14 protein-coding genes are annotated in these 16,338 nt (G+C 50.3%); 9 read left to right on the forward strand and 5 right to left on the reverse strand.

Features of this window, described 5'->3' with window-relative positions; all coding sequences use genetic code 11:
• The first annotated feature begins 3 nt into the window (after positions 1 to 3).
• Positions 4 to 1,455, forward strand: a complete 1,452-nt coding sequence (locus tag R3F50_06415) for a TrkH family potassium uptake protein (protein MEZ5489937.1) — start codon at positions 4 to 6, stop codon at positions 1,453 to 1,455.
• Between the two features lie 66 nt (positions 1,456 to 1,521).
• Here R3F50_06415 and R3F50_06420 read toward each other — a convergent pair whose 3' ends face one another.
• Positions 1,522 to 2,400, reverse strand: a complete 879-nt coding sequence (locus tag R3F50_06420; GenBank protein MEZ5489938.1) for a lysophospholipid acyltransferase family protein — start codon at positions 2,398 to 2,400, stop codon at positions 1,522 to 1,524.
• Positions 2,401 to 2,726: 326 nt separating this feature from the next.
• Between R3F50_06420 and glyQ the strand changes: the two genes are divergently transcribed.
• Genes glyQ through R3F50_06440 form a run of 4 tightly spaced genes read left to right on the forward strand, consistent with a single transcriptional unit; the run spans position 2,727 to position 7,083 of the window.
• Positions 2,727 to 3,656: a glycine--tRNA ligase subunit alpha gene (gene glyQ / locus R3F50_06425; protein ID MEZ5489939.1), complete on the forward strand. Its 930-nt coding sequence runs from the start codon at positions 2,727 to 2,729 to the stop codon at positions 3,654 to 3,656.
• A 26-nt stretch (positions 3,657 to 3,682) separates the two neighbouring features.
• Positions 3,683 to 5,761, forward strand: a complete 2,079-nt coding sequence (glyS, locus tag R3F50_06430) for a glycine--tRNA ligase subunit beta (protein MEZ5489940.1) — start codon at positions 3,683 to 3,685, stop codon at positions 5,759 to 5,761.
• 45 nt (positions 5,762 to 5,806) lie between these two features.
• On the forward strand, positions 5,807 to 6,358 hold the full coding sequence (gene gmhB, locus R3F50_06435; protein MEZ5489941.1) for a D-glycero-beta-D-manno-heptose 1,7-bisphosphate 7-phosphatase: 552 nt from the start codon (positions 5,807 to 5,809) through the stop codon (positions 6,356 to 6,358).
• Positions 6,355 to 7,083 (forward strand): lysophospholipid acyltransferase family protein, encoded by a 729-nt coding sequence (locus R3F50_06440; GenBank protein MEZ5489942.1) that lies wholly within the window; start codon positions 6,355 to 6,357, stop codon positions 7,081 to 7,083. The genes gmhB and R3F50_06440 overlap by 4 nt, the downstream gene beginning before the upstream one ends.
• Before the next feature lie 14 nt (positions 7,084 to 7,097).
• Here the strand turns inward: R3F50_06440 and gyrB are convergent, their stop codons facing one another.
• The 4 genes from gyrB to dnaA all read right to left on the reverse strand — a co-directional run bounded on the left by gyrB (position 7,098) and on the right by dnaA (position 13,373).
• On the reverse strand, positions 7,098 to 9,521 hold the full coding sequence (gene gyrB, locus R3F50_06445) for a DNA topoisomerase (ATP-hydrolyzing) subunit B (GenBank protein ID MEZ5489943.1): 2,424 nt from the start codon (positions 9,519 to 9,521) through the stop codon (positions 7,098 to 7,100).
• 26 nt (positions 9,522 to 9,547) lie between these two features.
• Complete coding sequence (gene recF / locus R3F50_06450; GenBank protein MEZ5489944.1) at positions 9,548 to 10,624, reverse strand: DNA replication/repair protein RecF; 1,077 nt, start codon at positions 10,622 to 10,624, stop codon at positions 9,548 to 9,550.
• Positions 10,625 to 10,741: 117 nt separating this feature from the next.
• A complete protein-coding gene (gene dnaN / locus R3F50_06455) occupies positions 10,742 to 11,851 on the reverse strand; it encodes a DNA polymerase III subunit beta (GenBank protein ID MEZ5489945.1) in 1,110 nt (369 codons plus the stop codon).
• Between the two features lie 37 nt (positions 11,852 to 11,888).
• Complete coding sequence (gene dnaA, locus R3F50_06460; GenBank protein MEZ5489946.1) at positions 11,889 to 13,373, reverse strand: chromosomal replication initiator protein DnaA; 1,485 nt, start codon at positions 13,371 to 13,373, stop codon at positions 11,889 to 11,891.
• 404 nt (positions 13,374 to 13,777) lie between these two features.
• Here dnaA and rpmH point away from each other — a divergent pair, with 404 nt between their 5' ends.
• Genes rpmH through yidC form a run of 4 tightly spaced genes read left to right on the forward strand, consistent with a single transcriptional unit; the run spans position 13,778 to position 16,326 of the window.
• The gene (rpmH, locus tag R3F50_06465) at positions 13,778 to 13,912 is read left to right on the forward strand and encodes a 50S ribosomal protein L34 (GenBank protein MEZ5489947.1); all 135 of its coding nucleotides are present in this window, start codon (positions 13,778 to 13,780) and stop codon (positions 13,910 to 13,912) included.
• Positions 13,913 to 13,947: 35 nt separating this feature from the next.
• Positions 13,948 to 14,328, forward strand: a complete 381-nt coding sequence (gene rnpA / locus R3F50_06470) for a ribonuclease P protein component (GenBank protein MEZ5489948.1) — start codon at positions 13,948 to 13,950, stop codon at positions 14,326 to 14,328.
• A 26-nt stretch (positions 14,329 to 14,354) separates the two neighbouring features.
• A complete protein-coding gene (yidD, locus tag R3F50_06475) occupies positions 14,355 to 14,603 on the forward strand; it encodes a membrane protein insertion efficiency factor YidD (protein ID MEZ5489949.1) in 249 nt (82 codons plus the stop codon).
• A gap of 7 nt (positions 14,604 to 14,610) precedes the next feature.
• Positions 14,611 to 16,326, forward strand: coding sequence for a membrane protein insertase YidC (gene yidC, locus R3F50_06480; protein ID MEZ5489950.1), 1,716 nt, complete (start codon positions 14,611 to 14,613; stop codon positions 16,324 to 16,326).
• Positions 16,327 to 16,338: the final 12 nt, after the last annotated feature.

The raw sequence follows: 16,338 nt of genomic DNA on the forward strand, positions 1-16,338 counted from the left end.
GGTATGCATTTTTCAATAATAATAAAGATACTCGGCATCCTGCTGATGCTTTTCAGCTTTCTCAGTAATGTGCCACCGATAATAGTGGCTTTAATTTACCGGGAAAATACTTATCTTGAATTCGGCGCCCCCCTGGTCATAACATTCAGCGTGGGTTTGCTTCTCTTTTTACTGACCTTTCGTTCCAGGCAGGATCTTCACACCCGGGATGGGTTCCTGATTGTAACCCTTTTCTGGGCGGTACTTGGTACATTCGGTTGCCTGCCATTTCTATTTTCACCGGAACTCATGCTATCCGCGACCGATGCGATTTTTGAGTCTCTTTCCGGCCTCACCACGACGGGGGCGACCGTCATAAGCGGCATCGATGATCTGCCGAAGTCGATACTTTTTTATCGCCAGCAATTGCAATGGCTCGGTGGCATGGGAATCGTCGCTCTCGCGGTTGCCGTCCTGCCAATGCTTGGTATTGGGGGTATGCAGTTATACCGTGCCGAAAGCCCGGGGCCGGTAAAAGACAACAAACTGGTGCCGCGACTGGCAGAGACAGCCAAAGCCCTCTGGTATATCTATCTGGCCTTGACGGTCATGTGCGCACTTGCCTACTGGGTGGTGGGAATGAATCTGTTTGATGCGATCACTCACAGTTTTGCAACCATCGCTATCGGCGGGTTTTCCACCCATGATGCCAGTATCGCGTACTTCAACAGCCCTGCGGTGGAACTGGTGGCGGTGGTTTTCATGTTTATCGCCGGCATCAATTTCGCCCTGCATTTTACGGCCTGGGGGCGGCGAAGCTTTCGTCATTATCTGGCAGACCCGGAACTGCGATTTTATGCCTTCATCCTGTTACTGGTTTCACTGATAACTATTTCCGTTCTCAGCTTTACCGGCAGCTATGAACCGGCAGAGGCGTTTGTCAAAGGGCTTTTTCAGGTCGTTTCCATTGCCACAACGACAGGTTTTACCTCGGCAGACTTCAGTTCCTGGCCTTCTTTCCTGCCTTATCTGCTTTTCTATGCCGCAATCATTGGTGCCTGTGCCGGGTCCACGGGTGGCGGCATGAAGGTGGTGCGCATACTGCTGATCTTCAAGCAGGGCCTGCGGGAAGTTCAGCGATTGATTCATCCAAGAGCCGAGATTCCCATCAAACTTGGCAAAACTGCCGTTCCAGGCCGGGTAGTAGAAGCAGTATGGGGATTTTTCGCAGTTTACGTCATGGTTTTCATGGCCATGCTGCTGGCACTGCTGGCGACCGGGCTGGATATTATTACGGCTTTCAGCGCCGTGGGTGCCTGTATCAACAATCTGGGGCCCGGCCTGGAGAATGTCGCGCTTAATTACGGGGAACTTCCCGTAGCTGCCAAATGGATTCTGTGTCTCGCCATGTTGATGGGGCGATTGGAGGTTTTTACTCTGCTGGTGCTGTTTACACCGACATTCTGGCGTAAATAGCCGGTTCGGCTTCCCTGTCGCGCAGCAGCGGAACTTTGCCCCTTTTGGAGCTCAGTACACGCCTGGTCAGCGATACAGACGCGATCCATCGGGCCTGCGCTTGAACCTTTTGTATTCCCACTGGTATTGATCAACGGCCTGATTGACGCAACGCTCAACAGTTCTGTTCAAGCCTTGTACCGAGCGTTGCAGATCAGGATCATAGATCGCCGGGTCTGCCTCGATAATCTTGAGTCGATAGCCCATGCCTCCGGGCAGACGATCAGCAAACCCGCAGATTACTCTGGCACCGGTTCGTGCTACCAGCCGGGACACCAGCGTCATGGTCAGAGCCGGTGTGTTAAAAAAATCAGCAAATTCCCCACCCTCCTCTGGGGGTTCCTGATCGGGTAAAACCCCGACCAGCTCGCCCCGGTTGAGCGCTTTAAGCAGAATAGCCACGCCCTGGCGATTGGTCGGGGCCAGCCGTGCCTGACCACGACTGCGGGCAGATTTTATCAGTTGATCAAAGTACAGGTTCTTGGGTGGCTGATACATGAAAGTGGAGGGAATTTGTTCAGTAAAGAAATAACCGAACACCTCCCAGTTGCCCAGATGCGGTGCCAGCAGAATGACGCCCTTGCCGTGGCGCCTAGCTTTCTCGAGAATCTCCTCACCCTCTACATCCTGAATCAGATTCAATACTCTTTCCAGGGGCAATAACCAGCATTTACTCATCTCGAGTGCTGTTTTCGCCGTTTCCCGAAGGCTTCGCGCCGCAAGTGTCTGAATTTCCTTTTCACCCAGTGACGGAAAACACTGGCGCAGGTTCAGGCGCGTGGTTTCTCGCATCCGGGTCGGAAAGAGATTCATCACCGTACCGATAAAACTGGCGACCCCCTGCACTACGCTGAGCGGCAGCCAGGCGCACAACTGTAACAGACAGCGGGCTACTATGAACTTCAAACGGTCTATGACAACACCTGTACTGGAGTCTGTTGATAACTATTCAGCTTGCGTAGGAGGCTGTTTGTCGCCCGGCAAGGCAGTTAAAGGGCAGAGAGGTTGTTTCGCCTAAGCCCGCAAAAGCGCTGACAATCGGAAACCAGTCCCGGCCCTTTCAATTGTGGCTGAATAGAACCATAAAATCCCGGTACAAACAACTTGTCCCCTGACCTGCGACATGGCCTGCGCCGCCCGCTGGTATAGATATGTTTAATGGAATCGAGCATAATTGCAGCCCTTTTTTACAACCAGGTACCCATTTCCGATAACGGCTCCAGGAATTCTGAATGAGCAGTCAGCCAGATCTGAAAACCTTTCAAGGACTTATTCTCGCCTTACAACAGTATTGGGCGGATTACGGTTGCGTAGTGCTGCAGCCTCTGGACATAGAGGTTGGGGCCGGCACGTTTCATCCTGCCACGTTTCTTCGATCAATCGGCCCGGAAACCTGGAACACAGCCTACGTGCAGCCCTGTCGGCGTCCTACGGACGGCCGCTATGGTGAAAACCCCAATCGCCTGCAGCACTATTACCAGTTTCAGGTAATCCTGAAACCGTCTCCCGATAACATCCAGGACTTGTATCTTGCCTCTCTGAAAAGTCTCGGTATAGATACATCTGTTCACGACATTCGTTTCGTGGAGGACAACTGGGAGTCTCCAACGTTGGGAGCCTGGGGTCTGGGTTGGGAAGTCTGGCTTAATGGCATGGAAGTAACGCAATTTACCTATTTTCAGCAGGTCGGGGGACTCGACTGCTTTCCGGTTAGTGGCGAGATAACCTACGGGATTGAGAGAATTGCCATGTACCTGCAAGGCGTCAACAGTATTTACGACATCGTGTGGACGAACGGGCCCAACGGCGTCGTCACCTATGGGGACGTCTTCAAACAGAATGAAGTTGAAATGTCCGCCTATAATTTCGAACAGGCAGATACAACATTGCTGTTCCGTTATTTCGATGACTGTGAGGCACAGTGCCAGAAGCTGATCGAAAGTGGACTGGCTCTGCCGGCTTACGAACAAGTGCTGAAAGCGTCCCATTATTTCAACCTGCTCGATGCCCGTCAGGCCATTTCGGTAACCGAAAGGCAGCGGTTTATCCTGCGGGTCAGGTCGCTCTCCCGGATGGTCGCAGAAGCCTATTTCGAAAGTCGTAAAAAACTTGGCTTCCCACTGGCGCCCGAATCGCTGCGCAAAGAATTTCTTGATAATTGAACCATCCATTCCAGGTTGTACCTAAGATGTCTCAGAAAGATTTACTGGTAGAAATCGGCACCGAAGAGCTCCCACCCAAGGCGCTCAAATCTTTGGCCCTTGCCTTTCGGGCCGGCATTGAAGATGGCCTTTCGTCCGAGCAGTTGACCTTCACTTCAATTGAATGGTTTGCGACACCCAGGCGACTTGCTGTACTGGTGAGGAATCTGATCACTTCGCAGCCGGACAAGGATGTTGAGAGATTCGGTCCTGCACTGGAAGCAGCGTTTGATGCCGATGGGAATCCCTCACGCGCAGCCGAGGGTTTCGCTCGCTCCTGCAATGCAGAGGTAAAGGATCTTGAACAGGGTGAAAAGGACGGCGTCACAAAGCTGCTGTTCCGCTCCCATGTGAAAGGAAAAGCCACTGCTTCTCTCATTCCGGATATCGTGGCCACTGCGCTTTCAAAACTGCCTATTCCAAAAAGAATGCGATGGGGGAGCTCCAGAGTAGAGTTTGTCAGGCCAGCTCACTGGGTTTTGCTTTTATTTGGCACTGAAACTGTGCCCGCGACAATTTTGGGGAAGTCCGCCGACCGTTTTACGTTCGGCCATCGGTTCCACCATCCCGATAGGATAGAGATCGGTGAGCCATCTGAATACGCATCGTTACTGGAAAAAACCGGTTTTGTAGTAGCGGATTTTGAAGACAGAAAAGAAAAGATCCGCGCGCTGGTCGGCGCTGAGGCAGAGAAGCTGAAAGCGGTTGTGCAGATTGACGAGGCGTTACTGGACGAAGTAACCAGCCTGGTAGAGTGGCCCGTCGCACTCACCGGTCAATTCGACCGTCGGTTTCTGGAAATTCCTGCAGAGGCGCTGGTCTCTTCGTTGACCACTCACCAGAAGTGTTTTTACCTGACCAATGCAAACGGCGAGCTGCTACCAAATTTTATTGCCGTCAGCAATCTGCAAAGTACTGACCCTTCCCAGGTCATTGAGGGTAATGAGCGGGTGATAAGGCCTCGCCTGGCTGACGCAGATTTCTTTTTTCAGACAGACAGGAAAGAAACCCTGGAGAGCCGTCGGGGTCGCCTTCAACAAATAGTCTTTCAACAGAAACTTGGAACTGTTTTCGAAAAATCCACGCGGGTTGCATTTCTCTCCAAAACAATCGCAAACCACCTTGGCGGCAATCCGTCGCTTTGCGAAAGAGCAGCTCTGCTGGCCAAATGTGATCTGGTGACCAACATGGTCGGGGAGTTCGCCGAACTGCAGGGTATCATGGGATCTTACTATGCCCTGCACGATGGTGAGGACGCCGAAGTTGCGGCGGCATTGAATGAGCAGTACATGCCAAGACACGCCGGAGACAGCCTTCCGGAGACATTGACGGGGAGCATTCTGTCCCTGGCGGAAAAAATCGACACGGTGGTCGGGTTGTTTGTCATTGGTCAGCCGCCTACAGGCTCAAAAGATCCCTTCGCTTTGCGTCGCGCTGCCATCGGGATTCTAAGAATACTTGTGGAGAAAAAGCTGGATCTGGATCTAGAGAACTGCATTGATGAAGCAGTAAAAAACTTTTCGTTCCTGAACCCTGAGCCTCTCGTTGGTCAACAGGTTTTTGAATTTTTCCTGGAGCGGTTTCGATTCTGGTACCAGGAAAAAGGCATCTCTGTAGATGTTTATCAATCAGTTCTGGCACTCAAGCCTTCCAGACCTTTGGATTTTGATAGCCGAATTCTCGCCGTGAATCATTTCCGTTCACTGCCTGAGGCTACAGCTCTCTCCAGCGCTAATAAAAGGGTGGCTAATATTCTTAAAGATGTAGGAGGTGACGTGTCGGCTTACACAGTAGAAGAAACCCTGTTCGAGGCTGAAGCAGAGAAGGCGCTTTGCATTATACTTGACGAGAAAGTGGGCGAAGTGACTCCGTATTTCAAAAACCGGGAGTATCAGAGTGGGCTGGAAAAACTGGCTGCTCTCAAGGAGCCAGTGGATAGATTCTTTGATGAAGTAATGGTCATGGATGACAACATGGAGCTAAGGCACAATCGTATTGCTCTGTTATTTCGCTTACGAGCCCTGTTCCTCCAGGTAGCTGATATCTCCTGCCTGCACCAGTCCTAGCAGGCTTTCTGCCTGTTGATCTTCTAACCTTTTCGGGGCAATTGCGTGAAGTTGGTCATTCTGGATAGAGACGGTGTAATCAACCAGGATTCCGATAGCTATATCAAGTCCCCTGAGGAATGGTTACCGATCGAGGGAAGTCTGGAGGCGATTGCCAGGCTTCACGAATACGGCTTCAAGGTAGCCGTTGCTACCAACCAGTCCGGTGTCGCCCGGGGACTGTTCGATCTTTATACACTGGCGCGCATCCATCAGAAAATGTGTAACCTGGCTGAAGAATCGGGAGGGCTTATCGATGGTGTCTTTTTTTGTCCTCACGGACCCGATCAGGGTTGTGGATGCCGAAAACCCCAACCGGGTTTACTGACACAGATTGCCAGCGAATTTGAGGTATCTTTACAGGGGGTACCTTTTGTGGGTGACAGTCTGAAAGACCTACAGGCAGCGCGTAACGCAGGTTGCCGGCCTATACTGGTTTTGACAGGTAAGGGCAGACAGACTCTCGAAACCAGCGATCCCGCCGAGTTGTCAGATGTCACTGTTGTGGCGGATTTGCGGGAAGCGGTTAAGGTATTGACAGAGCATACGAGCGGATGAAGAAATTGAGCCTGTTCATGAGGTCCCTGTGTTTTTATGCCGGTTACATAGTAGTTACCGTTATTCTATCGTTTGCCTCCCTGTTACTGGTCTGGTTGTTTCCTGATTCTAAACGGCATCTGTTTCACAAATTGTGGTGCAGTCTGATGCTTGGCTGGTTGCGTTTCAGTTGCGGAATAACCTATCGGATAGAAGGTCTTGACAACATCCCTGACGAACCAGTTGTCGTCCTGGCAAATCATCAGAGCGAATGGGAAACCATGTTTGTTTATCGACACCTGGCACCGATCTGCCCGATATTGAAAAAAGAGCTTCTGGCCATTCCCGTCTATGGCTGGGCAATGCGACTGGTGAAACCGATCGCCATTGACCGCAGCAAACTTCACGAGGCCAGCCGGTCTATTCTCACGCAGGGCCGGGACCGGCTCGAAGGCGGCAGGTCGGTATTTATTTTCCCGGAGGGAACACGGGCACTACCAGGAAAGATAAAAAAATATTCTCGCAGCGGGGCTAAGCTGGCAATAGCAGCGGGTGTTCGTATTCTGCCCATTGCCCATGATTCCGGACATTGCTGGCCAGCCCACAGATTTTTAAAACTTCCCGGTACCATTCATGTCTATATAGGCATGCCACTGAGTACCCGGAATGCCGATAGCTCAGGCCTCACAGCTCAAGTCGAACAGTGGACGCGACAACATATTGCTTTCAGCCCCAGCGAGGTTTGATTGATAACTTATTGTCAAATATCCAGGTTTTGAACTGACAGGGCATTGGCCTCGATAAATTCCCTACGGGGTTCTACCTGGTCTCCCATCAGTGTTGTAAACAACTGATCAGCACCGATAGCATCTTCAATAGTTACCTGTAACATGCGCCGGTTTTCCGGGTCCATTGTTGTCTCCCATAACTGATCGGGATTCATTTCTCCAAGCCCTTTATAACGCTGCAGGTAGTGCCCCTTCATGGCGTCGGCGATCAGCCACTGTATGGCCTCATCGAAGGATGAAACTTCCCGGGTCTTCTCACCCCGCTGAACGTAGGCACCCGCTTCCAGGAGTCCATCCAAGGTTTTACCCAGACGGGTTAATGCTCGGTATTCTCCTGAACTGAAAAAATCCCGGCTGAATGCAAAAGATTTCTGCAAGCCATGAAGATTCAGTACGGCCTCCGGTAAGAATATGTGCCTTTCCTCGTCTTCTTTGAGCTTAAGCGTATAGTAAGTGCTTACTTGCGGCTTCTTTTCGGCTAGTTTTTCGACCAGTTCCTCAATCCAGGCCTGGGCTTTGTTCCTATCGGAAAGGATCTCTTCGGTAAGCGGCGGAGTATAGATCATCGATTCCAGTACCTCTGCCGGGTAGAACCTGCCCAAGCGATTGACGATGGCGTGAGCATCATTGTATTCCTTAACGATGGATTCCAGGGAATCCCCGGATATTGGTGGGGAGTTTTTACTGATATAGAGGCTGGCTCCATCCAGCGCCACCTGGGTCTGATACGCTGCGAGCTCTACATCGTCTTTCAGGTATTGCTCTTGCTTGCCTTTACGAACCTTGTATAACGGCGGCTGGGCGATAAAAATGTGCCCTCTCTCAACCAGTTCCCGCATTTGACGAAAAAAGAATGTCAGCAGCAATGTCCTGATGTGAGAACCATCCACATCGGCATCTGTCATGATAATGATACTGTGGTAACGCAAGCTATCTGGGTTGAAATCTTCGTTACCGATACCACAGCCCAATGCCTTAATCAGTGTGCCAATCTCCGCGGAACTCAGCATTTTGTCAAAGCGGGCCTTTTCAACGTTCAAAATCTTACCCTTGAGTGGCAGGATAGCCTGGTTCTTTCTATTTCTACCCTGTTTTGCGGAACCGCCCGCGGAATCGCCCTCCACTATGTATATTTCTGACAAGGAAGGATCTTTTTCCTGACAATCCGCCAGCTTGCCGGGTAGGCCAGCCACGTCCAGAGCACCCTTACGACGAGTCATCTCCCTGGCCTTTCTGGCAGCTTCACGAGCTCGCGCAGCATCAATGATTTTTCCAACTATCAGCTTGGACTCATGGGGATTTTCCAGCAGATAGTCAGTAAAATAGCTGGCCATCTCCTGTTCCACCACGGACTTTACCTCTGAGGAAACCAGTTTATCTTTTGTTTGAGAAGAGAACTTGGGATCCGGCACCTTCACTGAAATTACTGCTGTCAGCCCCTCCCTGGCGTCATCCCCGGTGGTATTTACCTCTTTACCTTTCTTTGATGACACCTCTTTATCAATGTAATTATTCAGCACCCTTGTCAGTGCGGCGCGGAACCCAGCCAGGTGAGTACCGCCATCCTTCTGTGGGATGTTATTGGTATAGGCGAAAATGTTTTCCTGGTAGGAGTCGTTCCACTGCAACGCAACTTCAACGGTGATGCCGTCGTCCTCTCGCTCCGACCTGAAGTAAAACATCTTATTGATAGTGGATTTATTAATATTCAGGTACTCAATAAATGCCCGGAGGCCACCGTCGTATTTGTAAACTTCCGCTTTACCGGTCCGCTCGTCAGTTAGCCGGATGGATACGCCAGCATTGAGGAAAGCCAATTCCCGCAGCTTCTTGGCGAGTATTTCAAAGTGAAACTCCACATTGGAGAAAGTTTCTTTAGAGGGTTTGAATGTACATTCTGTGCCAGTTCTGGTTGTATCCCCCACGACAGCAAGTGGGGCGTCCGGAACACCATGGCGGTAAATCTGCTCGTGTACCTTACCGTTCCGACGAATAGTCAGGGTAAGCTCTTCGGAAAGAGCATTGACCACAGAGACTCCGACGCCGTGGAGTCCCCCGGACACCTTATAACTGTTGTCATCAAACTTACCGCCAGCATGTAGGACGGTCATAATGACCTCTGCCGCGGAGACGCCTTCCTTATGCATTTCGGTAGGGATACCACGTCCGTTGTCTGTTACCGTTACAGTCTCTCCCAAATGTATGGTGACATCAATTTGGTCACAATGACCCGCCAAAGCCTCATCGATAGAGTTATCAACGAGCTCGAAAACCATGTGGTGCAACCCCGTGCCGTCGTCGGTATCGCCGATGTACATGCCCGGTCGTTTGCGGACAGCATCCAAACCTTTTAAAACCTTGATGCTGTCCGACGTGTAGCTGGATTCGTTGCTCATTAATTACCTCGAGAACTGATTCAAACTTAGTGGCTGATTTTACCATGTTCCACGTGGAACTTAGTCACTGAAGCCTCCCAATCAAGGGAATATTTTAGAGTGGAGTCATCAACACAGGTTAGAAAAACCTGTCCTCCCATCTTCTGCAGGAACCGACAGATACTGCCGCGATTGGCCTCATCCAACTCGGCAGGCAGGTCATCCACCAGGAAAACACAACGTCTGTTCTCTGTCTCAGACTGAATCACTCCCTGGGCCAACTTTAACGCACTAACCAGCATTTTTTGTTGCCCCCTGGAAAGCACTTCACTTGCCGCTACCCCTCCCTGCTTCACTATTATATCGGCACGGTGAGGGCCATTCTGTGTAATACCGCTCCTGATATCCTGGCTTTCATTCCTGCTCAGAACATCCATTAGACCCAGGTCGGCGTCCCATCCTCGACGATATTGCAAAGTTAAATCGGTGAGGGTAGTGATCTCCTTGAGAACACTGGTAAAAACTGGCAGGAAATGGTCAAAATAGCGTGCTCTGGCTCTATCCACCTGCTCTGCTTCTCTTGCCAATTCGGCATTCCATGCGCGTAATTGATCTCTGTCCGGCCGATTGGATTTAAGCAGATAGTTGCGATTGGCCAGGCATTTCCGACTGTTTCTCCAGTGTTCCACAAACGATGGTTCCACGTGAAACACACCCCAATCCAGAAAACGTCGTCGTTCTCGAGGACTACCTTCGAGCAATCGAAAAGTGGTTGAATCCAACACCTGAACGGGGAGTAGCCTGGCCACTTCAACCCAGTTGGGTTGTTTTTCCCCCTGTAACTTAAGAACCGGCTTCTGGTTCCGGAACTTCTGCATACCAATATTCACCCCGCCAGCGAGCGCGGCGAATACTGTAAGTTCGTTAGAGACATGGTTAATCAGCGGGGCAGTCTTGGTACTCCGAAAGGACTTTCCTGTAGCCAGAAGGTGAATAGCTTCAAGAATACTGGTTTTACCGCTGCCATTAGCGCCAAAAATCAGATTTACGCACGGGTCTGCCGTTAAAGTGAGTTTTTCTATATTTCGAAACTGACTGAACTCTAGGCGCTGAAATGTGGACATGCCCGCTCGCAAGCGTTAACTGAATGGAAATCAAGGCAATTAACCCAGACATGACGAAAGGCGGGAAGGGGAAGCCGAAGACTTCCCGGACCCTTCCTTAACCTTGCCTTTGCTGCTCTAAAGCCGCATTGGCATTACCACATAAAGCGCTTCCGACGGTTCACCGTCTTCCGCTTCGAGTAGAGCACTGCTATTGGGATCAGAAAGTGTCAGCCTGACTTTTGCGGTATTCAATGCAGTAAGCACATCAATCAGGTAGCTGACATTAAAACCTATTTCTAACGGGTCCCCCGCATAGTCCACAGAGACAACTTCCTCGGCTTCTTCCTGCTCCGGATTATTTGCCAGAATCTTCAGCTCACCATTGCTAAGAATGAGCCTCACACCACGATATTTTTCATTCGAAAGAATCGATACTCTTGAAAAAGCCTGGCGCAAATCCTTACGGTCTCCTATAACACTTTTGTTACCACCCTTGGGAAGTACCCGGTTATAGTCCGGAAATTTGCCGTCCACCAGCTTGGACGTAAAAGTGAAATCTCTCATCCGGGCCCGGATATGGTTACTACCGAAAACCAAGGTTATTTCACCCTCACCTTCGCTGATGAGTCGTGACAATTCCATGATTCCTTTACGAGGCAGAATAAGCTGTTGCGGCCCATCTGCCTCATTAGTCAGGGTAATAGTTTGCATGGCAAGACGATGACCATCGGTAGCAACAACTCGCAGGTAGTCAGGCGCTACCTCGAATAACATACCGTTGAGGTAGTAGCGCACATCCTGCTGCGCCATGGCAAAACTGGTGCTGTCCAACAACTCCTTCAATTTATGTTGTTCCACTGTTACTGAGGAAGTCCCAGTCTCATCCTCAGTAACAGGGAACTCTGAAGCTGGCAGAGTGGCCAGAGTAAATCGGCTGCGCCCTGATTTAATAACAACCTTGTCATCTGCTTGGGAAAAATCCAGAACCGAGCCGTCAGCGAGCGATTTACAAATATCAACCAGCTTCCGCGCGGGAACTGTTGCGGCGCCAGAATCCCCACCGGGATCCACCTGGACTCGCCCAACCAGTTCAACCTCAAGATCCGTCCCGGTGAGCGAAAGTTCTTCATCCTTCAATACCAGAAGAATATTGGCAAGAACAGGCAAGGTCTGTCGTCTCTCTACCACCCCACTGACCAGTTGAAGGGGTTTAAGCAAAGCATCCCTGGAAACGGTGAATCGCATGTTTTTTCTCTTTATCTAGTGAATTTCTAAATAACTACTATCCGGACAATGTTCGCAACAGATTGTTGTAGTCTTCCTCAATGTCAGTGGTGGTTTGCCTGAGTTTACTAATCTGGCGACAGGCATGCAGTACAGTTGTATGGTCTCTTCCACCAAAAGCATCGCCGATTTCCGGAAGGCTGTGGTTAGTCAATTCTTTCGACAGTGACATGGCTACCTGCCTTGGTCTTGCCACAGAGCGATTTCTTCTTTTTGACAACATATCACCCATTTTAATCTTGTAGTACTCGGCCACGGACCGCTGTATGTTGTCAATTGATACCATCTTGTCCTGCAAGGCGAACAAGTCTTTCAAGGCTTCTTTGATAAGTTCCAGGTTGATGGGCTTGCCGACAAAGTTTGAATGGGCAATAACTTTTTTCAGAGCACCTTCCAGTTCCCGCACATTAGAGCGAAGCCGCTGGGCAATATACATCGCCGCCTCGCTGGGCAGTTCGACCTGAACGAGAGCGGCTTTCTTGATCAGAATTGCGGCCCTCGTTTCAAGCTCTGGCGGTTCCACAGCAACCGTCAATCCCCACCCGAATCTTGACTTGAGCCTTTCCTCCAGGCCATTGATTTCCTTATGGTATCTATCACAGGTCAAGATAATCTGCTGGCCACCCTCCAGCAGTGCGTTAAAGGTATGGAAAAATTCCTCCTGAGAACGCTCCTTTCCAGCAAAAAACTGAATGTCATCAATCAACAGCGCATCGACTGATCGATAAAACCGCTTGAATTCGCTGATCGCATTCAATTGCAGCGCCGTTACCATCGTTGCCACAAAGGTCTCGGAGTGCAGGTAGACAATCTTTGCGTCGGGTTTTCTCTGTAACAGGTAGTTACCGATAGCATGCATCAGGTGTGTCTTACCCAGCCCCACACCCCCGTAGATAAATAGTGGGTTATAGGCATTGCCGGGGTTTTGGGCTACCTGTAAAGCCGCGGCCCGGGCAAGCTGATTCGATTTACCGACGATGAAATTATCGAACGTGCTGTCGCTGTTCAGCTTGCTCTTGTGGCTGATTTTACCGGCAATCAATGAACGTCGACTGGTCCTGGCCGGCGTTATTCCTGTGTTTGCCCCCGGAACCGGCTCTGCTAGCTGACCTTGACCGTCAGTGATATCCAGGGCCTCTCCGACATCAGCCAGAGGCGTCTCGTCGAATTCATTCGATCGATGCTCTGAAGTTTCAACTGCAACCCGCTGCTGCGGGGCTGTAAACCCGTTAACCGTGCTATCCACCCGCTTATCAGAGACAAATACGACGATATTCTTCTCGTTGCTTTCTCGCTTCAACAATTCTTCGATACGCTGCTTATACTTTTCCTCAACCCAGTCCCTCACAAACCGGTTAGGCGCAATCAGAGTCAGCGATTGCGAATCCACCTCTATTCTTAAGGGTCTTATCCAGGTATTGAACTGTTGAAGGGGAAGCTCATCTTTTAACGTTTCTATGCAACTCTGCCATTTAACTGCCAGCACTGTAGCCTTCCCCGATAGTGTTCTAAGAAGTTTTTCTTATTGGTAACTGAAGGGATGCAATTCTAACTCAACCGCAAAAATCTTATCCACAGCCCTGACGATTCTTTGTGTCTCTTGGATAGTTATATTTATTCATTTAATTCAATAAGTTAATTAACTAAAGGAAAAAAGGCTCGATAAATACAGTCTTAAATTTTTCCACTATTAAGAAAAAATCCTGGCTTAATAACCTGTGGATAACATGTTTCTATTATGACCATAAGAATCACGGGCAACACGCTGTCTGGATCCTCTCGGAAATTCGCCAAGGATTGCAAGTTGCCCACAAAACCAATAGAATTCGCCCTCCTTTTTACAGCGAGGCTTCACCTTCTGTAAAGCGACTTACTGGAACCCAGAACATGAAACGAACATTTCAACCCAGTGTACTCAAGCGAGCACGTACGCACGGTTTCCGTGCCAGAATGGCTACCAAAGGCGGCAGGCTCGTTATAAAGCGACGTCGAGCCAAAGGCCGTGCCAGACTTTCGGCTTAAAATCCGTCAATCTCCAACCACGGAATCCGATTACTGTGCCTGGCTATGGCTTTCCCAGAAAGCTCAGGCTTCTTGATGCCAGTCAGTTCAAAGCAGTTTTCGGCAACGCAAGCTACAAAGTCTCCAATCGCTACTTCCTGATACTGGCCCGTGACAATCAACTGGAACACGGCCGGGTGGGCCTGGTAATTGGTAAAAAGCACCTGCCTAAAGCTGTTCAGAGAAACCGGATCAAGCGATTACTGAGAACCTCTTTTCGCTTGAATCAGGATTTGCTCCGCGGCCTCGACATCGTTATTCTTGCGCGCAGTAACATGAACCCGTTAGAAAACCGGCAGATCGACGAAATAATCCAGCAGTTGTGGCTAGACCTGATTAAAAAATCCAAGGCTAATCCCCAAAATCGACGCGACTGAAAAGGCTGGGCAAAGACCTCTCGATGATAAACAGACTTGTCATAAAACTTATCTCTTTCTATCAGGTCGGAATCAGCATTTTCTTCGGCTCTCGCTGTCGTTTTTATCCCAGCTGCTCGCAATATACCAAGGAAGCCATTCAGCTCCATGGCCTTGGTAAAGGCATAGCCCTGGGAACCCGACGCATTACCCGTTGTCACCCCTGGCATGAAGGGGGCTACGATCCGGTTCCAGGTTCCACGCCTGGTGAACAAGAAACAGTTACTGGGAAATAAAGTCATCATGGACCTATCCAGATTCTTTCTTTACGCCGCCCTGGCCGTAGTCTCCTATCTCATGCTGCTGGCCTGGAACGAAGACTACCCCAACCAGATTCCAGAACCTGTCAGTCAGCCAGCTGCCAATCTCGCGGACCTGCCTGAAAGCGGAACCGCCTCAGAAGCCCTGGAGGACATTCCGACTCAGATTCCCCCTGCCCAGACAGCCCAGGCAGCTCAGCCAGGCAACAGTTCTACACCCATTGCCCCGCAGACCGTGACAACAACCAATGGGTCAAGGATTGTCAGCGTCACAACAGACACGTTGAGACTGAACATCGATCTCAATGGCGGAGACATCGTCTACCTGGCATTGCTTGATCACCTGCGTGAACTGGACAACCCGGACGAGCCCTTTGTCCTGCTTCAGAACGACCCGTCCCGCAGTTACGTGGCCCAGTCCGGCCTGATCGGTACAAACGGCGTAGATTCAAACAGCCGGGCCACTTATCAGTCCACCCAGACTGCTTATACGATGAATGCTGACCAGGACCGCCTCTCAGTCGAACTGATTACTTCGACCGGAACCGGGGTCGACGTTATCAAGCGTTTCAGCTTTACCCGCGGCAGCCATGTGATCGACGTTACTTACCAGGTTACCAACAACGGTCCATCTGCCTGGCAAGCTAATTTTTTCGGTCAGATCAAGCGAGACGGTTTTCCCGATCCAAGTGACGCGGGAGGCTTTTCACGCACGTTTCTGGGGTTTGCGGCAACCTCAGAAGACGATCCTTATATCAAGATTGATTTTGACGATGTAGACGATGGTGTGCAGCCCATAGACACGACCGGCGGCTGGATTGCCTTCAGTCAACACTACTTTATTACTGCCTGGATACCCAACCAGGACCAGCGCAATAATTTTTCAACGCGAAAAAACAGCAACAATCAATATATAGGTGGATTCGTCAGCCCGTCATTCAATGTTGAACCTGGCTCCACTGCCAGCGAAACCGTCAGGTTCTACGCCGGACCGACAGATCAGAACCAGCTGGCGGAACTGGCACCAAACCTTAACCTGACAATCGACTACGGCATACTCTGGTTTCTCGCCTCACCGATATACTGGCTTCTTACCCACATTGAACCCATAGTCGGCAACTATGGAATAGCGATCATCCTGCTCACCATATTAGTAAAAGGGATCTTTTATAAACTGTCAGAGACCCAGTACAAGTCCATGGCAGGAATGCGCCGCATAATGCCCAAGGTACAACAACTAAAAGAATCCTATGGTGACGACAAGGTCAAACTGCAGAAAGCTACCATGGAGCTCTATAAAAAGGAGAAGATCAATCCTTTTGGCGGCTGTCTGCCCATGCTGGTTCAGATGCCGGTTTTCATTGCACTGTACTGGATGCTGATGCGCAGTGTCGAACTTCGGCATGCCCCGTTCTTTCTCTGGATTGAAGACCTGTCCGTCATGGATCCGTTCTTTGTACTGCCGTTATTAATGGGCGCATCAATGTTCCTGCAGACCAGCCTGAGCCCGACCCCCGGCGACCCCATGCAAGCCAAGGTGATGAAATTCATGCCGGTAATCATGACAGTTTTCTTCCTCTGGTTTCCCGCCGGCCTGGTACTTTACTGGCTGGTAAACAGCCTCCTCGGTATGGCCCAGCAGTGGTACATAACGCGAAAAATAGAAGCTGCCTACGCCGAAGGAAAAGCCAAGGCCTGAATACCGGACCCT

The organism is Gammaproteobacteria bacterium (assembly GCA_041395725.1).
GTDB lineage: Bacteria > Pseudomonadota > Gammaproteobacteria > Pseudomonadales > Pseudohongiellaceae > NORP240.